Annotated in this window: 18 protein-coding genes; 13 read left to right on the plus strand and 5 right to left on the minus strand. The window is 68.0% G+C overall.

Annotated elements, in window-relative coordinates; all coding sequences use genetic code 11:
• Positions 1-136: 136 nt before the first annotated feature.
• The 9 genes from ngcE (at position 137) to OG241_RS42085 (ending at position 12,471) form a co-directional block, all read left to right on the plus strand.
• Positions 137-1,615: an N-acetylglucosamine/diacetylchitobiose ABC transporter substrate-binding protein gene (ngcE, locus tag OG241_RS42045; protein WP_405823238.1), complete on the plus strand. Its 1,479-nt coding sequence runs from the start codon at positions 137-139 to the stop codon at positions 1,613-1,615.
• A gap of 61 nt (positions 1,616-1,676) precedes the next feature.
• Positions 1,677-2,603 carry a carbohydrate ABC transporter permease gene (locus OG241_RS42050; protein ID WP_405823240.1) on the plus strand — a complete coding sequence of 309 codons (927 nt, stop codon included), beginning with the start codon at positions 1,677-1,679 and terminating at the stop codon, positions 2,601-2,603.
• Between the two features lie 5 nt (positions 2,604-2,608).
• The gene (locus tag OG241_RS42055) at positions 2,609-3,535 is read left to right on the plus strand and encodes a carbohydrate ABC transporter permease (RefSeq protein ID WP_405823242.1); all 927 of its coding nucleotides are present in this window, start codon (positions 2,609-2,611) and stop codon (positions 3,533-3,535) included.
• A gap of 192 nt (positions 3,536-3,727) precedes the next feature.
• The gene (locus OG241_RS42060) at positions 3,728-4,927 is read left to right on the plus strand and encodes an ROK family protein (RefSeq protein ID WP_405823243.1); all 1,200 of its coding nucleotides are present in this window, start codon (positions 3,728-3,730) and stop codon (positions 4,925-4,927) included.
• A gap of 123 nt (positions 4,928-5,050) precedes the next feature.
• Positions 5,051-6,151, plus strand: coding sequence for a sugar ABC transporter substrate-binding protein (locus tag OG241_RS42065; protein ID WP_405823245.1), 1,101 nt, complete (start codon positions 5,051-5,053; stop codon positions 6,149-6,151).
• Positions 6,152-6,431: 280 nt separating this feature from the next.
• Positions 6,432-7,223, plus strand: a complete 792-nt coding sequence (locus OG241_RS42070) for an ATP-binding cassette domain-containing protein (protein WP_078507121.1) — start codon at positions 6,432-6,434, stop codon at positions 7,221-7,223.
• A complete protein-coding gene (locus tag OG241_RS42075; protein WP_405823247.1) occupies positions 7,220-8,542 on the plus strand; it encodes a sugar ABC transporter permease in 1,323 nt (440 codons plus the stop codon). The genes OG241_RS42070 and OG241_RS42075 overlap by 4 nt, the downstream gene beginning before the upstream one ends.
• Positions 8,543-8,811: 269 nt before the next feature.
• The gene (gene dxs / locus OG241_RS42080; RefSeq protein ID WP_405823248.1) at positions 8,812-10,746 is read left to right on the plus strand and encodes a 1-deoxy-D-xylulose-5-phosphate synthase; all 1,935 of its coding nucleotides are present in this window, start codon (positions 8,812-8,814) and stop codon (positions 10,744-10,746) included.
• Between the two features lie 228 nt (positions 10,747-10,974).
• Positions 10,975-12,471 carry an amino acid permease gene (locus tag OG241_RS42085; RefSeq protein ID WP_405823250.1) on the plus strand — a complete coding sequence of 499 codons (1,497 nt, stop codon included), beginning with the start codon at positions 10,975-10,977 and terminating at the stop codon, positions 12,469-12,471.
• Between the two features lie 49 nt (positions 12,472-12,520).
• Here the strand turns inward: OG241_RS42085 and OG241_RS42090 are convergent, their stop codons facing one another.
• Positions 12,521-12,898, minus strand: coding sequence for an NTP pyrophosphohydrolase (locus OG241_RS42090; RefSeq protein WP_405823251.1), 378 nt, complete (start codon positions 12,896-12,898; stop codon positions 12,521-12,523).
• A 95-nt stretch (positions 12,899-12,993) separates the two neighbouring features.
• Between OG241_RS42090 and OG241_RS42095 the strand changes: the two genes are divergently transcribed.
• A complete protein-coding gene (locus OG241_RS42095) occupies positions 12,994-14,061 on the plus strand; it encodes a hypothetical protein (RefSeq protein ID WP_405823253.1) in 1,068 nt (355 codons plus the stop codon).
• A 258-nt stretch (positions 14,062-14,319) separates the two neighbouring features.
• Here OG241_RS42095 and OG241_RS42100 read toward each other — a convergent pair whose 3' ends face one another.
• The 4 genes from OG241_RS42100 to OG241_RS42115 all read right to left on the minus strand — a co-directional run bounded on the left by OG241_RS42100 (position 14,320) and on the right by OG241_RS42115 (position 21,374).
• Positions 14,320-16,446, minus strand: coding sequence for a 3-hydroxyacyl-CoA dehydrogenase NAD-binding domain-containing protein (locus OG241_RS42100; RefSeq protein ID WP_405823254.1), 2,127 nt, complete (start codon positions 16,444-16,446; stop codon positions 14,320-14,322).
• Positions 16,443-17,669 (minus strand): thiolase family protein, encoded by a 1,227-nt coding sequence (locus OG241_RS42105; RefSeq protein WP_405823256.1) that lies wholly within the window; start codon positions 17,667-17,669, stop codon positions 16,443-16,445. Before OG241_RS42105 ends, OG241_RS42100 begins: the two co-directional genes overlap by 4 nt.
• Before the next feature lie 232 nt (positions 17,670-17,901).
• Positions 17,902-18,939 (minus strand): LacI family DNA-binding transcriptional regulator, encoded by a 1,038-nt coding sequence (locus OG241_RS42110; protein ID WP_405823257.1) that lies wholly within the window; start codon positions 18,937-18,939, stop codon positions 17,902-17,904.
• Positions 18,936-21,374, minus strand: a complete 2,439-nt coding sequence (locus OG241_RS42115) for a glycoside hydrolase family 2 protein (RefSeq protein WP_405823259.1) — start codon at positions 21,372-21,374, stop codon at positions 18,936-18,938. Before OG241_RS42115 ends, OG241_RS42110 begins: the two co-directional genes overlap by 4 nt.
• A 159-nt stretch (positions 21,375-21,533) precedes the next feature.
• Here OG241_RS42115 and OG241_RS42120 point away from each other — a divergent pair, with 159 nt between their 5' ends.
• From OG241_RS42120 to OG241_RS42130, 3 genes are read left to right on the plus strand one after another with little or no spacing between them, the layout of a single operon-like run.
• Positions 21,534-22,847: an extracellular solute-binding protein gene (locus OG241_RS42120; RefSeq protein WP_405823261.1), complete on the plus strand. Its 1,314-nt coding sequence runs from the start codon at positions 21,534-21,536 to the stop codon at positions 22,845-22,847.
• A complete protein-coding gene (locus OG241_RS42125) occupies positions 22,844-23,818 on the plus strand; it encodes a carbohydrate ABC transporter permease (RefSeq protein ID WP_405823262.1) in 975 nt (324 codons plus the stop codon). Before OG241_RS42120 ends, OG241_RS42125 begins: the two co-directional genes overlap by 4 nt.
• Positions 23,815-24,645, plus strand: a complete 831-nt coding sequence (locus OG241_RS42130; protein ID WP_405823264.1) for a carbohydrate ABC transporter permease — start codon at positions 23,815-23,817, stop codon at positions 24,643-24,645. The genes OG241_RS42125 and OG241_RS42130 overlap by 4 nt, the downstream gene beginning before the upstream one ends.
• Positions 24,646-24,652 lie beyond the last annotated feature (7 nt).

Below are 24,652 nucleotides of genomic sequence, written 5' to 3' on the forward strand. Positions count from 1 at the left end.
GCGGCCTGCCGGGTTTTTCCTCTGGTCAGGGCGCATCACGCACTAAGTACTTCCTGCACGACCCAGTTCGACCCGATCGCGGTGCCGGGAGGATCCGGTTCACCGCCTGAGTCCTGGAGAAGGCGAGGACTTGAGCATGGGATCCACCTCCGACGAGAGCCGCACCCCCGAGCGCATGACCGGCACCACCCCCGTCAACGGTTTCGGCCGCCGCGACCTGATCAAGCGGTCAGCGGCACTCGGCCTGATCGCCGTCCCCACGATGAGCTTCCTCTCCGCCTGTGCGAGCAGCGGCGGAGGAGACGAGGACAAGGCCAAGGCGGGCAAGAAGACCGCCCAGAACCCGCTGGCCGTCAACGACACCGCCCAACTGGAGTTCGTGCTGTTCGACGGCGGCTTCGGCAAGGAGTACGCCGAGGACGCGGTCAAGGTCTACGAGAAGAACTTCCCCAAGGCGAAGGTCAAGTTCTCCGCCACCCAGAAGATCCAGTCCACGCTGCAGCCCCGCTTCAACCAGGGCACCCCGCCGGACCTGATCGACAACTCCGGCGCCGAGCAGATGGACATGGGCGTCCTGGCCGGCAAGAACCAGCTCGCCGACCTCACCCCGCTGCTGGACGCCCCGTCCTACGACGACCCGAACAAGAAGGTCCGCGACACACTGCGGCCGGGCATCGTCGAGATGGGCCAGCTCGAGGGCGACCCGGTGTGGATCATGTACTACGCCTACACGGTGTACGGCGTCTGGTACTCGCAGAAGGCCCTGGACAACCTCGACGCCACGTACCCGGAGACCTGGGACGAGATGCTCGCCGTGTGCGAGAAGGCCAAGAAAAAGGGCATCGCCGGCTGGACCTACGCGGGCAAGTACCCGTACTACCTGCCCTTCTCGCTCTACGCGATGATCGGCAAGGTCGGCGGCGTCGAGGTCCTCAACGCCATCGACAACCTGGAGCCGAACGCCTGGAAGGCCCCGGCTGTCAAGGCCTGTTTCGAGGCGTACTACGAGCTCTACAAGAAGGGCTACATCCTCAAGGGCACCCCTGGTCTCGACCACATCCAGTCGCAGACCGCGTGGGCCAAGGGCAAGGCGCTGTTCATCCCGAACGGCTCCTGGGTCGAGAACGAGTCGGCGAACGTCATCCCCGCCGACTTCGACCTCGCCGTCTCCGCGCCCACCGGCATCGACAGCTCCGACAAGCTGCCGTTCGGCACGATCTGGGCCTCCGGCGGCGAACCGTTCATCGTCCCGGCCAAGGCGAAGAACACGGCGGGCGGCATGGAGCAGCTGCGCATCATGCTCAGTGAGGCGTCCTCGAAGAACTTCACCGCCAAGGTCAAGTCGCTCACCGCGTACAACGGCGGCACCGACGGCATCACCCTCACCCCCGGCCTCAAGTCCGGTGTGGCGGCGCTGGAGAAGGCCGGGCAGAACGTGGTGAACCCGCGTCTGCAGGACTGGTACGTGCAGCTCCAGAAGGAGAAGATCGGGGTGTCCGGGCTCGGCGAGATGATGGCGGGACGGCTCACCCCGGCCGAGGCCATCAAGAAGATCCAGGGCTACGCCGACGAGACCGCGAAGGACTCGTCGATCAAGCACTACAAGCACCAGTAGACCCGAAGTCGATGATCTGTCACCAGCGGCGGCACCGGCGCACGGAACGGGGTCTGTGGTAATGCAGCACGGCAAGTACCGCTTCATCGTGGGATTCCTGGCGGTCCCTCTGGGGCTGTACGCACTGTTTGTCATCTGGCCGTTCATCCAGTCCATCTATTACTCGTTCACGGACTGGACCGGACTGAGCCCGGAATTCAAGATGGTGGGCCTCGACAACTACAAGAGGATGCTCGACGACGAGATCTTCTGGAAGTCGTTGCAGCACAGCCTGCTGTTCGCGTTGGTGCTGCCACTGGTGACGATCAGTCTGGCGCTGTTCTTCGCCTTCATGATCAATGTGGGCGGGAAGCGGCGCCGTGGCGGACCGGTGATTTCCGGGGTCCGCGGCTCCTCGTTCTACAAAATCGTCTATTTCTTCCCGCAGGTGCTGTCCATCGCGATCGTCGCGCTGCTGTTCGCGTTCGCGTACAACCCGGAAAGCGGCGCGATCAACTCGCTGCTGCGCGGCATCGGGCTCGACAGCGTCCAGCCGCTCTGGCTGGGCGACCCGAGCCTCGCCCTGTGGTGCGTGATGGCCGTGCTGGTGTGGTCGACGGTCGGCTTCTTCGTGGTGCTGTTCTCCGCGGGCATGGCCTCCATCCCGGCGGACCTGTACGAGGCCGCGCTGCTCGACGGCGCGGGCCGGGCCACCACGTTCTTCCGGATCACCCTGCCGCTGCTGTGGGACACCGTGCAGTCCGGCTGGGTGTACATGGGCATCCTCGCGCTGGGCGCCGAGTCGTTCGCGGTCGTACAGATCATGACGACCGGGCCCGGCGGTCCTGACTACTCGACGACCGTCATGGTCCTGTACGTGTACCAGAAGGCCTTCCGCGACGGCCAGGCCGCCTACGCAACCACCATCGGGGTCGCCCTGCTCGTCGTCACGCTGGCCTTCGCGGCCCTCGTGATGCGACTGGGCCGGCGCGAGCGGCTGGAGTACTGACACCTATGAAGACGACCGACAGCACCCCGCCGGACACGGTTCCCATGCAGTCCGGTGGGCCCGTGCGCAAGGAGAACGCGGCCGGGAAGGAGGGGCGGGAGAAGAAGGAGGGCAGGGTCCTCAACGTCTTCTCGCACGGCATGCTCGTCCTGTGGGCGTTCATGGTCGTGATGCCGCTCCTGTGGGCGGTGATGACGTCCTTCAAGGACGACAACGCGATCTTCAGTTCACCCTGGTCCCTGCCGGACGAGCTGCACTTCGACAACTGGGCGCGGGCCTGGACCGACGCCAACATGAGCGACTACTTCCTCAACACCATCCTGGTGGTGGGCGGTTCGCTCGTCGGCACCCTGGTGCTGGGCTCGATGGCGGCGTACGTCCTGGCCCGCTTCGACTTCCCGGGGAACCGGTTCATCTACTTCCTGTTCGTCGGCGGCATGAGCTTCCCGATCATGCTGGCGCTGGTCCCGCTGTTCTACGTCGTGAACAACATGGGCCTGCTGAACACGATCCACGGGCTGATCCTGGTCTACATCGCCTACTCGCTGCCGTTCACGGTGTTCTTCCTGACCGCGTTCTTCCGGACCCTGCCGACCTCGGTGGCGGAGGCGGCCTTCGTCGACGGTGCCTCGCACACCCGGACGTTCTTCCAGATCATGCTGCCCATGGCCAAACCCGGGCTGATCAGCGTGGGCATCTTCAACTTCCTCGGCCAGTGGAACCAGTACATGCTGCCGACGGTGCTCAACACGGACCCCGACAAAAAGGTCCTCACCCAGGGCCTGGTGCAGCTGGCCGCCAGTCAGGGCTACAAGGGCGACTGGTCGGGCCTCTTCGCCGGCCTGGTGATGGCGATGCTGCCGGTGCTGGCCGCGTACATCGTCTTCCAGCGTCAGGTGGTGGCGGGACTCACAGCGGGCGCGCTGAAGTAACCGGAACCTGTTGTTCAGCCCCCGTACGCGCGCGTGCATGCCGCAAACCGTGCACGCGCGCACCTATGCGCACAAGACCCCGGATGCGGTTCAACCTCTTGACGGGAGGCGACCCGAACGGCTCATCTTAGAGTTCACTAGTTGGACATAGACGGGGCCTCATTGAAGCGGTCCCGTGCGCAGGAGGTCGTCGTGGAGACTCCGGGGTCGCAGTCGTCACTGCACCGAGCCAACCTGGAACGGGTCGTACGGGCCGTGCGCCTGGCCGGGTCATTGACGCAGGCCGAGATCGCCAGGAGCACCGGTCTGTCCGCGGCCACGGTGTCCAACATCGTGCGCGAGCTGAAGGACGGCGGAACGGTCGAGGTCACGCCCACCTCGGCGGGTGGCCGCAGGGCCCGGGCCGTCTCGCTGAGCGGGGACGCCGGCATTGTGATCGGCGTCGACTTCGGGCACACGCACCTACGGGTCGCGATCGGCAACCTGGCCCACCAGGTGCTGGCCGAGGAGTCCGAGCCGCTGGACGTGGACGCCTCCGCCGCGCAGGGCTTCGACAGGGCCGAGGAGCTGGTCAATCGCCTGATCGCAGCAACGGGCGTCGACCGGTCGAAGATCGCCGGTGTGGGCCTGGGCGTACCGGGTCCGATCGACGTGGAGTCGGGCACCCTGGGCTCCAGCGCCATACTGCCCGGCTGGATCGGGACCAGGCCCGGTGAGGAGCTGCGCGGGCGCCTGAACGTGCCGGTGCACGTCGACAACGACGCCAACCTGGGGGCCCTCGGTGAGCTGGTCTGGGGCAGCGGGCGGGGGGTGCGCGACCTGGCGTACATCAAGGTCGCGAGCGGTGTCGGGGCCGGTCTGGTGATCAGCGGCAAGATCTACCGCGGCCCGGGTGGCACAGCGGGAGAAATCGGGCATATTACTCTTGATGAATCCGGCCCCGTCTGCCGTTGCGGAAACCGGGGCTGCCTGGAGACCTTTGCGGCGGCTCGTTACGTGCTGCCGCTCCTCCAGTCCAGCCACGGAACCGACCTGACCATGGAAGGTGTCGTGCGGCTGGCGCGGGACGGCGACCCTGGCTGCCGTCGCGTGATCGCCGACGTCGGCCGACACATCGGCAGTGGAGTCGCCAATCTCTGCAATCTGCTGAACCCGAGCAGAGTGGTCCTCGGCGGTGATCTCGCCGAGGCCGGTGAGCTGGTGCTCGGTCCCATAAGAGAGTCTGTCGGCCGCTATGCGATCCCCAGTGCGGCACGTCAACTGTCCGTTCTTCCAGGGGCACTTGGAGGTCGTGCGGAGGTGCTCGGAGCGCTCGCTCTCGCATTGAGCGAGATGGGCGATTCGACCCTTTTGGACGGCACGCTGAACGCAGCAACTCCTGCCTTCACCTAGAGAACGAACAAAGCCGTTGCCAACCCGTTAAGGATTTACTTCTTGACGTCGCACGTGTGGCCGAGTTGACTTCCAGCCACCTCGGTCGCAGCGTTGCGGCCCTGTCAGGGAGGCACCACCAGAATGAACGCGATGATGCGTAGAGTCGTGATCGGTACCACTGCTGTATCCATGGCCCTTGCCGTGGCGGCCTGCGGCAAGGCCGGGGACGACAAGTCCGACAGCGGCAGCAGCAGCTCGGGCGGCGACAAGACCATCGGTCTGCTGCTTCCCGACAGCGTGACCGCGCGCTACGAGAAGTTCGACAAGCCGTACTTCGTGGACAAGGTCAAGGAACTGTGTGCCGACTGCAAGGTCGAGTACGCGAACGCCGCCGGTGACGCGGCCAAGCAGGCCCAGCAGGTCAGCAGCATGATCACCAAGGGTGTCAAGGTGATCGTGGTCAGCGCCCAGGACTCCGCCGCGATCAAGTCGTCCATCCAGACGGCGGTCGACAAGGGCATCAAGGTCGTCGCGTACGACCGTCTGGCCCAGGGCCCGGTCTCCGCGTACGTCTCCTTCGACAACGTCAAGGTCGGCCAGCTCCAGGGTGAGGCCCTGCTCGCCTCCCTCGGCGCCAAGGCGACCCCGAAGTCCAAGGTCGTCATGATCAACGGTGACGACGCCGACCCGAACGCCGGTCAGTTCAAGAAGGGCGCGCACGCCGCCCTCGACGGCAAGGTGGACATCGCCTACGAGCAGTCCGGCCTGTGGAAGGACACCGTCGCCGCCCAGAAGATGTCGGCCGCCATCACGCAGCTCGGCGCCAAGAACATCGCGGGCGTCTACGCGGCCAACGACGGCATGGCCGGTGGCATCGCCAACACCCTCAAGGGTGCGGGCATCAGCGGTATCCCGCTGACCGGCCAGGACGCGGAGCTCGCGGGTATCCAGCGCATCGTCGCCGGCACCCAGTCCAGCACCGTCTACAAGGCCTTCAAGCCGGAGGCCGACGCCGCCGCCCAGATCGCGGTCAACCTGCTCGAGGGCAAGAGCATCGACTCGCTCGCCACGACGAGCCTGACCAGCGGCTCCGGTGACAAGGTCCCCTCGCAGCTGCTGACCCCGGTGTCGGTCACCAAGGCCAACATCTCGGACACGGTCGTCAAGGACAAGCTCTACACCGTCGCCGAGATCTGCGCCGGCGAGTACGCCGCCGCCTGCAAGACCGCCGGTCTTTCGTAGCCGGCAGGCGCACCAAGGCCGCCGGTCCCCGGGTGGGCGCTCACGAGTACTCGGTGAGCACCACGAGAGCACTCACCCGGACATGACCGCCCGGCGGCCCCACGAAACCTGTCCGACGCCCGGCCCGGCCTTCATACCCCGCTGCCGGGCCGGGCGTCGGACGGAACCGTTGCCATCGGCAGCGGATGCGCGCATGTTCATCTTGTAAACCAGTGCCTTGAGCACACCCCTCCGCGCCTTCCCCAAGCGCGGCATCCCCGCCGGTCAGGCGGCGAAGGAGATGGTTCACGTGTCCGCTACGCCCGTGTTGGCGTTGCGCGGAGTCTCCAAGCGGTTCGGTGCGGTCCAGGCCCTCACCGACGTAGAGCTGGAGGTCCACCCCGGAGAAGTGGTCGCCCTGGTGGGCGACAACGGCGCAGGAAAGTCGACCCTGGTCAAGACGATCGCGGGCGTCCACCCCATCGATGAGGGAGTCATCGAGTGGGAGGGCAACCCGGTCAGCATCAACAAGCCCCACGACGCCCAGGGACTCGGCGTCGCTACCGTCTATCAGGACCTCGCCCTGTGCGACAACCTCGATGTGGTCGGCAACCTCTACCTCGGCCGTGAGCTGCTGCACCGCGGCGTCATCGACGAGGTGTCGATGGAGAAGAACGCCCGCGAACTGCTGAGCACCCTCTCCATCCGCATCCCGAGTGTGCGCATCCCGATCGCCAGCCTCTCCGGCGGTCAGCGCCAGGTCGTCGCCATCGCGCGCGCCCTTATCGGAGACCCCAAGGTCGTCATCCTCGACGAGCCCACCGCCGCCCTCGGCGTCGAGCAGACCGCCCAGGTCCTCGACCTGGTCGAGCGGCTGCGCGAGCGCAACCTCGGCGTCATCCTCATCAGCCACAACATGGCCGACGTGAAGGCGGTCGCGGACACCGTCCACGTCCTGCGCCTCGGCAAGAACAACGGCTCCTTCCCCGTGAAGACCACGAGCCACGAAGAGATCATCGCCGCGATCACCGGAGCCACGGACAACGCCGTGACCCGTCGTGCGGGGCGTCGCGACACGGAGGCGGCAAAGTGAGCGACACGTCCAAGACCGTGAAGCCCGACCCAGAGGCGGAGCACCAGAACACGGTGGCACCCGCCGACGACCCGACCGCGGCGCCGGTGTCCGTCGTCGACCCGCGTCTGCTGGTCCGCGACGAGGGCCTCAAGGGCTACGTCACCGAGTTCAAGCGCAAGGTGAAGGGCGGCGAGCTGGGCTCGCTGCCGGTCGTCGTCGGCCTGATCGTCATCTGGACGATCTTCCAGCTGAAGAACGACCTGTTCCTGAGCGCCGGCAACCTCTCCGACATCAGCTACTTCATGTCGGCCACCGGCATGCTGGCCATCGGCCTGGTGTTCGTCCTGCTGCTGGGCGAGATCGATCTGTCGGTCGGTTCCGTCAGCGGTCTGGCGTCCACGCTGTTCGCCGTGTTCGTGGTGAACCACGGCATGAACCCCTGGCTCTCGCTGATCCTGGCGATCCTTACCGGCGTCGCCATCGGAGCGCTGCACGGCTGGTTCTTCGCGAAGATCGGCGTACCGGCGTTCGTCGTCACCCTGGCCGGATTCCTCGGCTGGAACGGCCTGATGCTGTGGCTGTTGGGCTCCAGCGGCACCATCAACATTCCGTCGGACAGCGGTCCGGTGCACCTGCTGGGCAAGAGCTCCTTCTTCATGGACCAGGCCATCATCGGCGCGTATCTGCTGGCCGCTCTCGCGGTCGTGCTGTCCCTGGTCGGTAACTTCGGTGAGCAGCGCCGCCGCCGGGCGGCTGGTGTGCCGTTCCGGCCGAACAGCGAGATCCTGCTTCGCGTGGGGGCGCTCGCGGTCGCATCTTTCGTGGCCGCGGCCGTGCTGAACAACGCCGCGGGTGTCTCCAACTCGCTGGTGATCTTCCTGGCGACGCTGGTGATCGTGGACTTCGTGCTGCGTCGTACGACGTACGGCCGCAAGGTGTTCGCGGTGGGCGGCGGCATCGAGGCTGCCCGTCGTGCCGGTATCAACGTGCCGATGGTCCGCATCAGCGTGTTCGCAATCTCCGGCGGCTTCGCGGCGGTCGGCGGCATGTTCTTCGCCGGCGTAACGGCGTCCGCCACGCTGAACGCCGGTGGTGGCAACACGCTGATGCTGGCCATCGCGGCGGCGGTCATCGGTGGCACCAGCCTCTTCGGTGGGCGGGGCACGGTGTGGTCGGCGCTGCTGGGCATGCTGGTGATCCAGTCGATCCAGACGGGTCTGGACCTGCTGAACATGAACACGTCGATCCAGTACATGATCACTGGTGCGGTGCTGTTGGGTGCGGTTGTCATCGACTCGGTGTCGCGGCGGAGCCAGAAGGCTGCGGGGCGTGCGTGACGCGGTAGCGCCCGCCGTAGGGGTGCGGTCATCTGGCGGCTGACGGTCCGTTGTGGCTTGTCGCGCAGTTCCCCGCGCCCCTGAAAGGCGCCTGCGGCGGCCTTTCAGACAAATGTGCCCGGCATCGTGTGGCGATGCCGGGCACAGTTGTTGGGTACGGCCGATCGCGTGACGTATCACGCAGAGGCCGGGCGTCGGTCGCGAAGGCGGAACACTAGACTCGACACGCCCGGCGAAAGCTCGATCAGCTCTACTGCAAGGAGGCACGGGTGCCGCTGCTGACCCGCATCAAGGGACCGCGCGATCTTGACCGGCTCAGCCTGGAGCAGCTGGACCAGCTGGCCGAGGAGATCCGGACCTTCCTCGTCGACGCGGTCTCCAAGACCGGCGGCCACCTCGGCCCCAACCTCGGTGTCGTCGAGCTCACCATCGCCCTGCACCGGGTCTTCGAGTCACCGAAGGACAAGGTGCTCTGGGACACGGGCCACCAGTCCTACGTCCACAAGCTGCTCACCGGCCGTCAGGACTTCTCCAGGCTGAAGATGAAGGGCGGCCTGTCGGGCTACCCCTCGCAGGCCGAGTCCGAGCACGACGTCATCGAGAACTCGCACGCCTCGACGGTCCTCGGCTGGGCCGACGGCATCGCGAAGTCGAACCAGGTGCTGGGCCGCGACGACCACCACGTGGTCGCCGTCATCGGTGACGGCGCGCTCACCGGCGGAATGGCCTGGGAGGCGCTGAACAACATCGCCGACGCCAAGGACCGCCCGCTGGTCATCGTCGTCAACGACAACGAACGTTCGTACGCGCCGACCATCGGCGGCCTCGCCAACCACCTGGCCACCCTGCGCACGACGGACGGCTACGAGCGGTTCCTCGCCAAGGGCAAGGACCTGCTGGAGCGCACCCCCGTCGTCGGCAGACCGCTGTACGAGACCCTGCACGGCGCCAAGAAGGGCCTCAAGGACTTCATCGCCCCGCAGGGCATGTTCGAGGACCTCGGCCTCAAGTACGTCGGCCCGATCGACGGCCACGACATCGAGGCACTCGAATCCGCGCTGGCCCGCGCCAAGCGCTTCGGCGGCCCAGTCATCGTGCACTGCCTCACCGAGAAGGGCCGCGGCTACCAGCCCGCCCTCCAGGACGAGGCGGACCGCTTCCACGGCATCGGCCCCATCCACCCCGACACCGGCCTGCCGATCAAGGCCTCGGGCGCCGACTGGACCTCCGTCTTCGGCGACGAGATGGTGAAACTCGGCCAGGAGCGCGAGGACATCGTCGCCATCACGGCCGCGATGCTCCAGCCCGTCGGCCTGAAGAAGTTCGCGGACGCCTTCCCGGACCGTATCTACGACGTCGGCATCGCCGAGCAGCACGGCGCCGTCTCCGCCGCCGGGCTCGCCACCGGGGGAGTGCACCCCGTCTTCGCGGTGTACGCCACCTTCCTGAACCGGGCCTTCGACCAGGTCCTCATGGACGTGGCACTGCACAAGTGCGGTGTGACGTTCGTCCTCGACCGGGCCGGGGTCACCGGCACCGACGGGGCCTCCCACAACGGTATGTGGGACATGTCGATCCTCCAGGTCGTCCCGGGCCTCAGGCTCGCCGCCCCGCGCGACGCCGACCAGGTCCGCGCCCAGCTCCGCGAGGCCGTCGAGGTCGACGACGCGCCGACCGTCGTCCGCTTCTCGAAGGGCGCCGTCGGCCCCGCCGTACCCGCCGTGGGACGCGTCGGAGGCATGGACGTGCTGCGCGAGCCGGGGACGGACACCCCGGACGTGCTGCTGGTCTCCGTGGGCGCCCTCGCCCCCATGTGCCTGGAGATCGCGGCCCTCCTCGACCAGCAGGGCATCTCCACCACCGTCGTCGACCCGCGCTGGGTCAAGCCGGTCGACGAGGCCATGGCGCCGCTCGCCGAGCGGCACCGCGTGGTCGTCACCGTCGAGGACAACTCCCGCGTGGGCGGCGTCGGTTCGGCCGTCGCACAGGCCCTGCGGGACGCGGGGGTCGACGTACCGCTGCGCGACTTCGGCATCCCGCCGCGCTTCCTCGACCACGCCTCCCGGGCCGAGGTCATGGCGGAGATCGGACTGACGGCACCGGACATCGCCCGTCAGGTCACCGGACTGGTGTCCAGGATCGACGGACGGTTCGAGCAGTCGGAGGTCGACTCGGTCGACTCGGTGGAGCCCGTCCGCGACTGACCTGCCGCTGAGCCGCCGATGGGCCGGTTTCCCCACTCTTCACGGTGGTGGGACCGGCCCATCGGCGTAACTGCGCTCACCCGGGGGACAACCCCCGGCCCCAGGCCGGCCCGGAGCGACCCCGGTGTGAATGTGCCCCCTATTGGAGTGAAACTCCGCGCGCCGGGGCATGCGCTCCACGCCCCCTCCCGATCATGGCCGGGACGACACAGCGTGGGAGGTACACCCGTGACCAGCACCCTCTTCAGAACGAAGAAGGTCGAACAGTCCATCCGCGACACCGAGGAACCGGAGCACGCGCTCAAGAAATCCCTGTCCGCGCTGGACCTGACGGTCTTCGGCGTCGGTGTCATCATCGGCACCGGCATCTTCGTCCTCACCGGCACGGTCGCCAAGAACAACGCCGGCCCCGCCGTCGCCCTGGCCTTCGCGGTCGCCGGGGTCGTCTGCGCCCTCGCGGCGCTCTGCTACGCCGAGTTCGCCTCCACGGTCCCGGTGGCCGGGTCCGCGTACACATTCTCGTACGCCTCGCTCGGTGAACTGCCCGCCTGGATCATCGGCTGGGACCTGGTGCTGGAGTTCGCGCTCGGTACGGCGGTGGTGGCCGTCGGCTGGTCCGGGTACATCACCTCGCTCCTCGACAACGCCGGCTGGCATCTGCCGGAGGCGCTCAGCGGCCGGGACGGGGCCGACGGCTTCGGCTTCGACATCCTCGCCGCCGCACTGGTCCTGGCGCTGACCGGCATCCTCGTACTCGGCACGAAGCTCTCCGCGCGCGTCACCTCGATCGTTGTCGCCGTCAAGGTGACCGTCGTCCTCGTCGTGATCATCGCGGGCGCCTTCTTCGTCAAGAGCGACAACTACCACCCGTTCATCCCGAAGGCGCAGGAGGTGACGGCCGGTGACGGCCTCCAATCGCCGCTCATCCAGCTGATGTTCGGCTGGGCGCCCTCGAACTTCGGTGTGATGGGCATCTTCACCGCGGCCTCCGTCGTGTTCTTCGCCTTCATCGGCTTCGACGTGGTGGCCACGGCCGCGGAGGAGACCAGGAACCCGCAGCGCGACATGCCCAGGGGCATCATCGGCTCCCTGATCATCTGCACCACCCTCTATGTCGCGGTGTCGATCGTGGTGACCGGCATGCAGCACTACACCGAGCTGTCCGTGACGGCGCCGCTCGCCGACGCCTTCAAGGCCACCGGGCACCCCTGGTTCGCCGGCTTCATCAGCTTCGGCGCCGCCGTGGGCCTCACGACGGTCTGCATGATCCTGCTCCTCGGCCAGACCCGCGTCTTCTTCGCGATGAGCCGCGACGGACTCCTGCCCACCTTCTTCTCCCACGTCCACCCGCGGTTCAGGACCCCGCACCGGCCGACGATCCTGCTGGGCGTGATCATCGCGATCGTCGCCGGCTTCACCCCGCTGAGCGAACTCGCCGAACTGGTGAACATCGGCACGCTGTTCGCCTTCGTGGTCGTCGCGATCGGCGTGGTCATCCTCCGCAGGTCCCGCCCCGACCTGCCCCGGGCCTTCCGGACACCGTGGGTGCCGTTCATCCCGATCCTGTCGGTGCTCGCCTCGCTCTGGCTGATGCTGAACCTGCCTGCCGAGACCTGGCTCCGGTTCGGCGTCTGGATGGCGATCGGCTTCCTCGTGTACTTCCTGTACGGCCGCTCCCACAGCCGCCTCGGACGTCAGCAGGAGACGACAGCGGACACCAACTAGCCAGAACGGTCACCGGAGTTGATGACCGGCTTCCGTACGGTACGGCGGGCTAGTCCTTCCGTACCGTACGGGGCCCGGCGACCTCGGCACCCAACTCGCCGACCCTGCGCCGCAGTTCACGGTCGGCGGTGACGACAAGGCACTCCCGGTCCCCAGCCTCGGCGACCAGCTCGACCATCCGGTCGTCCCCGCTGCCGGACGCCGACACCACCCGTACGCCCGGCACCGAGGCGACCCCGCGAGCCGCTCCCTCGACCACCAGGACGATCTCCACGGGTCCCGCCCGCTCCGGCAACCCGCTCTCGGCGTACGCCACCAGCCGGTCTCGCAGCCGTTCCGCCGCCCCGCGCCGGTCCCGCCACCAGCCGTCGGGAACCGAGCCGACGACATTCGCGGCGTCGACGATCACGAGCAGCGGAGCATCCATGAGGATCAGGGTCGCACGCGGGGGACCGGAATCAGGGGTACCGGATGAGGGGGGCGGGGGGCGCGGCAAAGGTAAGAGCACACTAAAGTAGTCCAGTGCCCATTGTTCCTCCTTCCTCTACCACGGCCGCGGGGCGTCCCGAGTCGGTCAACGGTGACTGGCTCATACGGGGTCGCGACGGCCGGCTGAGCACGTACGACGCCGTGGGAGACGGGATCGTCTGCCGCGCGGAGTCCCTGCCCGGCGGCCCCTGGCTCGCCCCCCGGCGCATCGGCGGCGACCAGCGCGTGCATCCCATGCTCGGCGTCGGCCAAGGCGCCGACGAGTACGCCCACTTGGCGACCTGGCGGCCCACCGTGAAGGGCGAGGCGGGTGTGATCCACACCACGCACTTCCGGCCGGCCCTCGCCGCCCTCGACTGGACGCCCCTCGGCCACCCGAACCAGAAGGGCGACTGGACCGGCGTACCGGCGGTCGCCGTGGACGCGGAGGGCCGCGCCCATGTCTTCGTACGGAACGCCGTGGGCGGTGTCAGCATGCGCGGCCAGAAGGAGCGCGGCGGCTGGGGCCCCTGGCGCGACCTCAAGGGCGAGGACGTGGAAGAGCAGTTGACGGCCGTCACGCGTACGTCCGGACGCGTCGAGCTGTACGGCAACTCGCCTCACGGCATCCTGCGCTGGACGCAGGGCGGACCCGGCTGGATCCCGGAACTCGACGAGGCCCCGCTGAAGGCGACGGCCCGTCAGGGCAGCCTGCGGGCGCTGGTCACCTCCGACGAGCACGTGACCCTCTTCTACACCGACGAGACGGACACGGTGTGCGCGTGGCGGTCGGGTAGCGAGCCGGTCGAACTGCTCCCGGGGGCCGGTCCCGGACCGGTGTCGGTGATCCGCTGCACTCTGGACGAGGTCGACTGCACGTTGCTCGCGCAGCGCTCGGCGAGCGGCCGGGTGGCGTTCGCCGCGTATCCGACGGAGCAGGAGTCGGCGGGGGCGTGGTGGACCGAGTCGGGCCCCCAACTCCCCCTGGACGCACGGGTGTCGCTGACGGAGGACGCGAGCGGCAGGGTGATCGCGGCGACGGTTGCCCCCGGCGGAGAGCTGAGGGTGGCGCGGCGCAAGCGGGAGGCGGGGCTGGCGTTGGAGGCGTGGACGGTGGTGTGACGGGCATTTTCCTCGCCCCCGCCGCCCCTACCCGTCCCATCCCTGGGGGCTGCGCCCCCAGACCCCCCTTTCGGCCCTGAAGGGGCCTCGTCCTCAATCGCCGGACGGGCTGGGTATTTCAGCCTCTCCGGCGTTTGAGGAGCGGGGGTTCGGGGGCAGCGCCCCCGAGGATGGGACGGGTAGGGGCGGCGGGGGCGAAAAAACGAGTGCCCCGCACACCACCACGGCGTACAGGGCACTCGGCGATCACAACAACCGTTACGCCGGGACGGAAGCCACCCCGGCCTCCAGGAACCGCTTCCCGTTCACCCGCTCGGAGACACCCTCACGGTCCAAGTAAGGCGTAACCCCACCCAGGTGGAAGGGCCACCCCGCACCGGTGATCAGGCACAGGTCGATGTCCTGCGCCTCGGCCACGACACCCTCGTCGAGCATGAGCCCGATCTCCTGGGCGACCGCGTCGAGCACCCGGTCCCGCACCTGCTCCTCGCTCAGGACGACATCCCCCTGCTTCAGCAGCGCGGCGACCTCGGGGTCCAGCTCGGGCTTCCCGCTGTCGTACACGTAGAAGCCACGCTTGCCGGCCTTGACGACGGCCGCGAGGTTCGGGGACACCGTGAAGCGGTCCGGGAACGCCCGGTTCAGCGTCTCCGACACGTGCAGACCGATCGCCGGACCGACCAGCTCCAGCAGCACCAGCGGCGACATCGGCAGACCCAACGGCTCCACCGCCTTCTCCGCGACCGCGACCGGCGTACCCTCGTCGATCACGTTCTGGATCTCGCCCATGAAGCGGGTAAGGATACGGTTCACGACGAACGCCGGGGCGTCCTTCACGAGCACCGCGGTCTTCTTCAGCTTCTTGGCGACACCGAACGCCGTGGCGAGCGAGGCGTCGTCCGTCTGCTCGCCGCGCACGATCTCCAGGAGCGGCAGGATCGCGACCGGGTTGAAGAAGTGGAAGCCCACGACCCGCTCGGGGTTCTTCAGCTTCGACGCCATCTCGGTGACGGACAGCGAGGAGGTGTTGGTGGCGAGGATCGCGTGCGCCGGGGCGACCGCCTCGACCTCCGCGAACACCTGCTGCTTGACGCCGATCTCCTCGAAGACGGCCTCGATGACGAAGTCGGCGTCGGAGAAGCCCTCCGCCTTGTCCAGCACACCGGTGACCAGGGCCTTGAGACGGTTGGCCTTGTCCTGGTTGATACGGCCCTTGCCGAGCAGCTTGTCGATCTCGGCGTGGACGTAGCCCACACCCTTGTCGACGCGCTCCTGGTCGATGTCGGTCAGCACGACCGGCACCTCCAGGCGGCGCAGGAAGAGCAGCGCGAGCTGCGAGGCCATCAGACCGGCACCGACCACGCCCACCTTGGTGACCGGACGGGCCAGCGACTTGTCCGGCGCACCCGCCGGGCGCTTGCCGCGCTTCTGGACGAGGTTGAACGCGTAGATGCCGGACCGGAGTTCGCCGCCCATGATCAGGTCGGCGAGGGCCACGTCCTCGGCGTCGTACCCCTGCTGGAGGTCGCCGTTCTTGGCCGCGGCGATGATGTCGAGGGCGCGGTAGGCGGCCGGAGCCGCACCGTGCACCTTGCTGTCCGCGATGAAGCGGCCCTTGGCGACCGCCTGGTCCCAGGCCTCGCCGCGGTCGATGGCCGGACGCTCGACCTTGATGTCGCCCTTGAGGACGGAGGCCGTCCAGATCAGCGACTGCTCCAGGAAGTCCGCGCCCTCGAACAGCGCGTCGGCGATGCCCAGGTCGAGCACCTGCTGGCCCTTGAGCTGCTTGTTCTGGTTGAGCGAGTTCTCGATGATCACGCTCACCGCGCGGTCCGCGCCGATGAGGTTCGGCAGGAGCGTGCAGCCGCCCCAGCCCGGGACCAGGCCGAGGAAGACCTCGGGGAGGGAGAAGGCCGCGATGGACTTGGACACCGTCCGGTACTCGCAGTGCAGACCGACCTCGACGCCACCGCCCATGGCGGCACCGTTGTAGTAGCCGAAGGTCGGGACCGCGAGAGCGGCGAGGCGCTTGAAGACCTCGTGGCCGCCCTTGCCGATGGCGAGCGCGTCGGTGTGGTTCTTGAGGAGCTCCACGCCCTTGAGGTCCGCGCCGACCGCGAAGATGAACGGCTTACCGGTGATGCCGACACCGACGATCTCGCCGGCCGACGCCTCCTTCTCGACCTGGTCGATGGCGATGCTCAGGTTCGCCAGCGACGCCGGGCCGAAGGTGGTCGGCTTGGTGTGGTCGAAGCCGTTGTCGAGGGTGATCAGCGCGAAGCGTCCGGCGTCGAACGGCAGATCGAGGTGGCGTACGTGCGCCGAGGTCACGACCTCGTCGGGGAACAGCTCGGCCGCGCCCTTGAGGAGTTCGGTGGTGCTCACTTTTCGCCTCCGGCGTCCTTGTGGTGCGGGTTCTCCCAGATGACCGTGGCGCCCATGCCGAAGCCGACGCACATGGTGGTCAGGCCGTAGCGGACCTCCGGCTGCTCCTCGAACTGGCGGGCGAGCTGCGTCATCAGACGCACACCCGACGAGGCCAGGGGGTGACCGAATGCGATGGCACCGCCGTACTGGTTCACGCGCGCGTCGTCGTCGGCGATGCCGTAGTGGTCGAGGAAGGCGAGGACCTGGATGGCGAAGGCCTCGTTGATCTCGAACAGACCGATGTCACCGATGCCGAGGCCGGCCTTGGCGAGGGCCTTCTCGGTCGCGGGGATCGGCCCGTAGCCCATGACCTCGGGCTCGACGCCGACGAAGGCGTACGAGACGAGGCGCATCTTGACGGGCAGGTTGTTCTCGCGCGCGAAGTCCTCGGACGCGATGATCGACGCGGTGGCGCCGTCGTTCAGACCGGCCGCGTTACCGGCGGTGACCCGCCCGTGGACACGGAACGGCGTCTTGAGCCCGCTGAGGTTCTCCAGGGTGGTTCCCGGCCGCATCGGCTCGTCGGCGGTCACGAGGCCCCAGCCGGTCTCGCCGACCTGGTCGTTCGTGTTGCGCACCGAGATCGGCACCAGGTCCTGCTGGATCTTGCCGTTGGCGTACGCCTTGGCGGCCTTCTCCTGCGAGCGCACGGCGTACTCGTCGGCGCGCAGCTTGGTGATGTGCGGGTACCGGTCGTGCAGGTTCTCGGCGGTCATGCCCATGAACAGGGCCGACTCGTCGACGAGCTTCTCGCTCACGAACCGCGGGTTGGGGTCGACGCCCTCGCCCATGGGGTGGCGGCCCATGTGCTCGACGCCACCGGCGATGACGGCGTCGTAGGCGCCGAAGGCGATCGAACCGGCGGTCGAGGTGACGGCGGTCAGCGCACCGGCACACATGCGGTCGATGGAGTAGCCGGGCACGGACTGCGGCAGACCGGCCAGGATTCCGGCGGTGCGGCCGAGTGTGAGTCCCTGGTCACCGATCTGCGTGGTCGCGGCGATGGCGACCTCGTCGATCTTCTTCGGGTCGAGACCCGGGTTGCGGCGCAGCAGCTCCCGGATCGCCTTCACGACGAGGTCGTCGGCACGGGTCTCGTGGTAGATGCCCTTCGGGCCCGCCTTGCCGAACGGGGTGCGGACGCCGTCGACGAAGACGACATCCCTGACGGTACGAGGCACGATGGCTCTCCTCCAAAGGTGCGGGACGGCACTGCTGCGATACGCAACCTGAGCGGGCGCTCAGCCCTATGCTACTTATGAGTAACCGTACTGCACACCCCTGAGCACCGGAGCGGCGAAGGTCACACGGGCTTCGCATGTTACCCCCGGTTACACACACCCACCCAAGGGGCGCGAGGAACTGCGCGACCAGCCACAACGTGACCCCCGGCCGCGAACCAAGAGAAAGCCCCTACCCCTTGGGTGGAGCGGTGGACCCCCGGGGGGTGAGCACAGGCGTAGCCACCGAATGAGACCCGCCCCCGCCTCCGCCGATCACCTCGAACAACGTCCGCGCGACATCCGCCCCGAACCCGTGCACATCGTGACTCATCGCCGACAGCGTGGGCCGCGTCAACCTGCACAGCTGCGAGTCGTCCCAGGCCAGCAGCGACACGTCACCCGGCACGCTCAGGCCCATCTCGGCGGCCACGGACAGGCTCGCCACGGCCATGATGTCGTTGTCGTACAGGATCGCCGTGGGCCGGTCCGCCGCCGGGGCGGACAGCAGCGACCGGGTGGCCCGCGCCCCCGCGTCGCCCGAGTAGTCGGTCGAGACCTGCCACGCCCCGGCCAGCTCGAGCCCCCGAGCGGCCTCGTCGAAAGCCGCCGTACGGATGTTCGTGTGCCCGAGTGCCGCCGCACCCCCCACCCGGGCGATCCGCCGGTGCCCGAGCGCCGCCAGATACCGCACCGCCTCCGTCACGGCCGTGGCGTCGTCGGTCCACACGGAGGTGAGGCCCCCGGTGAACGACGGATGCCCGACCGCGACCGCGGGCATCCCGAGCCGCTCGACGGCCGGCACCCGGGGATCGTCGGCCCGCAGGTCGACCAGGATCGCCCCGCCGATCAGCCGCCCCCGCCACCAGGACTCCTGAAGCCCGACCTCCTCCTCCAGGGTCCGCACGAGCCTGAGCAGCAGTGAGCAGGAACGCTCGGTCAGGACGCTCTCCACGCCCGAGATGAAGTCCATGTAGAACGGTTCCAGCCCGAGCAGCCGGGCCGGCCGGCAGATCGCCAGCCCCACCACGTCCACCCGGGCCCCGGCCAGCGACCGCGCGGTGAGGTTCGGCTCCCAGCCCAGCTCGCGGGCGGCGGCGAAGATCCGGTCCCGGGTCGCCTCGGCGAGTCCCGGCTTGTGGTTGAAGGCGAGGGACACGGCCCCCTTGGACACGCCCGCGCGCGCGGCGACGTCCTTGATGGTGACGCGGGGGGTCGGCGATGCCGTCATCTGGCGGGCTCCACGCAGTACAGGGCCGATCGGGCGGTCTCGGCATCCGGAGTCTCCCAGCCGCGCACCCCGATGGTCACCTCTTCCCCGGGCAGCAGGGTCACCAGCCCACGATCGGCCCGCGCTCCAGGGTCCAGCCGGTCCGCCTGCAGCAGCAGATCCCGTACGAGCGTACGAGCCGTCACCGTGACCGCCCCCGGGGCGACGCGCACGTCGAACTCGGGCCGGGGGTAAGGGATTTCACGGTCGGGGACGGGAAAGTGCAGCGCCCGCAGCCCCGACCCGCCGATCCCCTCCGTATCGGCATCGGCATCTGCATCGAAGTCCGCGACCAGGAACTCCTTGGCCCCCACCGGCACAAGCTCCTGCGGCACCCGCACCTCGGCGACCGCCCGCTGCTCCGCCACGAACGTGACCTGTACCGACGCGCCCACCCCACCCCCGTCCACGGACAGCCGGCGCAGCTCCACCGACCCCGTCCACCGCTCCGCCCCCTGGTTGATGACGGCCAACACCAGTTCCCCGCCGCGTACTTGAAGGCTGAGCAGCCGGTCCGCGTACAGTCGCCGCAGCTCGTGGTAGAGCGGCTTCTCGCGCCCGTCCCCGTCGATCGCCGCCCAGGAAGTCACAGGCCAGCAGTCGTTGAGCTGCCACACGATCGTCCCCGCGCACACGGGCCAGTGCGCCCGCCAGTGCTCGATCCCGGCGGCGACGGCACGGGCCTGGTTGACCTGAGTGAGGTAGTGCCAGCGGTCGAAGTCCCCCTCCGGCAAGGGGAAATGCCGGGCGAGACCGCGTTCCAGCTTGCCGTTCCCGTCGTCCGCCTTCTGGTGGTGCAGCATCCCGGGGGAGTCGGAGTCGAGCCGCTCGCCCGGCAGTGCCCGCCGCATCGTGGCGTACGCGGCTGGTGCCTGCCACCCGAACTCGGCCACGAATCGGGGGACTTCGAGCCGGTAGTCGGCATAGTCCTCCCGGTTCCACACCTCCCACGAGTGATGCGTACCGTGCGCCGGATCGTTCGGATGCCGCTCCCAGGACCCGGACCAGGGACTGCCCGCCGTATAGGGCCGCGTGGGGTCCAACTCGGCCACTACACGCGGCAGTACGCCCAGGTAGTACCCCTCGCCCCACGACTCCCCGGCGAGCCGCTGCTCCCACTCCCAGTCCCGGAAACCCCACAGGTTCTCGTTGTTGCCGTTCCACAGCACGAGCGAGGGATGCGGCATCAGCCGTACGACGTTCTCCCGGGCCTCCGCCTCCACCTCACCGCGCAGCGGCTGCTCCTCGGGATAGGCGGCGCACGCGAACGGGAAGTCCTGCCAGACCAGGAGCCCCAACTCGTCGCAGACGTCGTAGAAGTCCTCGCTCTCGTAGATCCCGCCGCCCCACACGCGCACGAGGTCCACACCGGCGCCGGCTGCCTGCGTGAGCCGTTCCCGGTACCGCTGTGCGGTGATCCGGGACGGGAACACGTCGTCCGGGATCCAGTTGACGCCCCGCGCGAACAGCCGCTCCCCGTTGACGACCAGGGTGAACCCGGTCCCGTGGGCGTCGGAGGAGGTGTCGAGTCCGACGGTCCGGAACCCGACCCGCCGGCGCCAGCCGTCCAGCGGAACATCGCCATGACGGAGTATCAACTCGACGTCGTACAGCACCTGTTGCCCGTATCCGTGCGGCCACCACCTCTCCACGTCCGGCACTTCCAGTCGCACGGCACCGCTGGTCCCGTCGACCTCGCCGCGCGCCAGAACCTCACCGCCACCGGGGAGTCCGCCACCGATCACCCGGGCCTCCAGCGTCAGCCCGGCCTCCACCCGGGTGCGTTCGACGTCGACCGTCAACCCGATGTGCCCCAGGCCCTGTTCGTCGACCGTCACCTCGGGGCGCACCCGGGCGATCCGGGCTGTCGACCAGTGCTCCAGGCGCGCCGGCCGCCAGATGCCGGCGGTGACGAGGGTCGGACCCCAGTCCCAGCCGAAAGAGCAGGCCATCTTCCGGATGTACTGGTAGGGCTCGGCATAGGCGCCGGGCCGCTCACCCAGCCGCTCCCGCACGGCCTCGGCCTCGGCGTAGGCGGAGGCGAACCGGACCGACAGCAGCCCGGTCATCCCGGTCACGTCGAAGCGGTACGAGCGGTGCATGTTCCGTACCCGGCCCAGGAGTTGACCGTCGAGCCGGATCTCGGCGGCGGTGTCGAGCCCGTCGAAGACGAGATCGGTCTGCTCCTGCGCCGAAGTGGCCGCGAGCTGGGTCTCGTACGTCCACTCCCGGCGCCCCACCCATGCGACCTCTGCCTCGTTCCGGCCGATGAAGGGGTCCGGGATCACTCCGGCCGCCAGCAGGTCGGTGTGTACACATCCGGGGACAGCGGCAGGCAGTTCGCCCCCCTCGTACCGTACGGTCCAGCCTTCGGTGAGCGGTGTGGCCTCCAGCATGCACACTCCCTAAACCGTTCCATCAACGCGTGGGTCAGACGCGGAGAAAATGGGGGCACCCTTGGCGAAATAGCGACTTTACCGGTTCAGTAGATGGTGTCAGAGTGCCGAATCAGCCATCCCAGTAGTGCTCTTCCGTCCCGAACGGAGCTGATGCACATGAACCGCCGCACGATTCCCGCACTCCTCACCGCCGGCCTGCTGCTCTCCGCGTGCACCGGAGCCGGGGGCACCTCGAAGGGCGCCGACGCGAAGGCGCCTGACGATCCGTCAAAAGTGAGTGGAACCATCAAGGTCCTCACCGTGCGGACCGACCTGGTGCAGGACGGCACGTTGAAGAAGTACGCCGAGGAGTTCCGGAAGATCTATCCGAAGGTCAAGGTCGAGTTCGAGGGGCTCACCAACTACGAGGCCGAAGTCAAGATCCGTATGAACACGGAGAACTACGGCGATGTCCTGCTGATCCCCGCGGTGATCAAGAAGAGCGACTACCCGAAGTTCTTCGCCTCGCTCGGCACCCAGGCGGAGCGCGCCAAGAAGTACCGCTTCACCGACTTCACAGACGTCGACGGCAAGGTCTACGGTCAGAGCCCGGTCGGGGTGGCCCCGGGGTTCCTCTACAACAAGAAGGTCTGGCAGGAAGCCGGGGTCACCGACTGGCCCACCACCCCCGCCGAGTTCCTCACCGCGCTGAAGGCGATCAAGTCCAAGACGGACGCGGACCCGTACTACACCAACTTCGCGGCCCAGTGGCCGCTCAGTTCCTGGACGTCCGTCAACGGATCGGTCGGCTGCGACACCGGGGCGACGGCGAAACTGGTCGAGAGCGACCCGTGGGCGAAGGGCGCGGACCTGCGCGTCGGCGACACCCTGCTGTACGACATCGTGCACGAAGGTCTCGCCGAGAAGGACCCGACGACCACCAACTGGGAGGCGTCCAAGCCCAGGATGGCGAAGGGGCAGATCGCCACCCAGTGGCTCGGCACCTGGGCGATCGTCCAGTTCCAGGACGCCGCCAAGAAGGCGGGCGTCGACCCCGCCGACATCGGGTTCATGCCCTTCCCGACCCAGGTGGACGGAGAGTTCTGTGCCGTCGTCGGCCCCGACTACAACCAGGCGGTCAACGTCCACAGCGAGCACAAGGCGGCCGCCCGCGCCTGGATCGACTGGTTCACCGACAAGTCCGGCTACGCGGAGGACAACCTCTCCATCTCCCCGCTGAAGGACGCCCCGCTGCCCGAGGTGCTGCAGCCGTACGAGGCAGCGGGTGTGAAGTTCATCGAGGTCGACGACACCGAGGGAGCCCGGGTCAAGCTCATCGACTCCGAGTCGGAGGTCGGCATCTTCGCCCCCGACTACCGTCAGGATCTCGTCGACCTGGCCCGCGGCGCACGCAAGGGCAGTCTCGACGACTTCCTCGGGGACCTCGGCAAGCGCTGGACCGAGGCACAGCAGTCCGTGGGGACACGGTGACGGACACCACCGAAGCCGGCCTGACGGGACGAAGGGCGGCGCGGCGGAAGGAGCCGCCGCCCCCGCCGCCCACCGGCGTCGCACCCGGGCCAACCCCGCGCAGGGCACGTCTGTGGCGGGGCGTGACCCCCTGGCTGTTCCTGATCGCCCCGCTCGCGCTGCTGCTGACCTTCACCTACGCGCCGATCGTCAACATGGTCGCGTACAGCTTCACCGACTGGGACGGCGTCAGCCCCGAACTGCACTACACGGGAGCCGAGAACTACACCGAACTCCTCACGCGCCCTGAGCTGTTCGAGGTGTTCTTCGTCAGCGGCTACTACCTGGCCGCCTCCGCGCTCCAGATCGCCGCCGCGCTCTACTTCGCGACGATCCTCAGCTTCAACGTCCGCTTCCGGAACTTCTTCAAGGGCGTGCTGTTCTTCCCGTACCTGATCAACGGGGTCGCGATCGGCTTCGTGTTCCTCTACTTCTTCCAGGACGGCGGCACCCTCGACTCGGTGCTGAGCCTGTTCGGCGTCCACCCGGACCACGCCTGGCTGGGCACACCGGCATCGGCGAACACCTCGCTCGCCGGCGTCTCGGTCTGGCGTTACACGGGCCTGAACTTCGTGCTGTTCCTGGGCGCGATCCAGTCCGTCCCGGGGGAGTTGTACGAGGCGGCCGAACTCGACGGGGCGAACCGCTGGCACCAGTTCCGGTACATCATCGCGCCGGGCATCAAACCGGTGCTGAGCCTGACGGTGATCCTGTCGATCTCGGGCTCGCTGTCGGTCTTCGAGATCCCGTACATCATGACCGGCGGGGCGACCGGCACCGAGACCTTCGTGATCCAGACGGTAAAGCTGGCGTTCCAGTTCAACAAGACGGGGCTCGCCTCGGCGGCGGCCGTCGTACTGCTGCTGATCGTGCTGGCCGCGACCTGGGTGCAGCGGCGGCTCGTTCCGGACGACAGGGTGGATCTCGTATGACGCGCCGAGTGGTTGCCCGTACGTTCGTGTACCTGTCCCTGGTCCTCGCGGCGGTGGTCGTCCTGCTGCCGCTGGGCGTGATCGTCCTGACCTCGCTCAAGACCGAGCGGGAGATGGCGGACGACAGCGGGGCGCTCTCGCTGCCGGACGACCTGCTGAACTTCCACAACTACGTGACGGCGTTCCAGGACGGCGAGATGCTGTCCGCGTTCGCCAACACGGCGCTCATCCTGGTGTTCGCCGTCTCGGGGACCGTCCTCATCGGCTCGATGACGGCGTACGCGATCGACCGCTTCACGTTCCGCTTCCGGAAGCTGGTGATCGCCCTGTTCCTGGTGGCGACCCTGGTCCCCGGTGTCACGACCCAGGTGGCGACGTTCCAGATCGTCAACAGCTTCGGCATGTTCGACACCCTCTGGGCGCCGATAGCGCTCTACATGGGCACGGACATCGTGTCGATCTACATCTTCCTGCAGTTCGTCCGGTCGATTCCGATCTCCCTGGACGAGTCGGCACGCCTCGACGGGGCCAACGCCTTCACGATCTACCGGAAGATCATCTTCCCGCTGCTCAGGCCGGCGATCGCCACGGTGGTGATAGTGAAGGGGATCACGGTCTACAACGACTTCTACATCCCCTTCCTCTACATGCCCTCCGAAGATCTTGGCGTGATTTCGACGTCGCTTTTCCGCTTCAAGGGCCCCTTCGCGGCCCACTGGGAGACGATCTCGGCGGGCGCGGTGCTGGTCATCCTGCCGACCCTGATCGCTTTCCTGTCGCTGCAGAGGTTCATCTACAACGGCTTCATGAAGGGGGCGACGAGGTGAGCCGCCG

The organism is Streptomyces sp. NBC_01390, assembly GCF_045040105.1.
Lineage (GTDB): Bacteria > Actinomycetota > Actinomycetes > Streptomycetales > Streptomycetaceae > Streptomyces.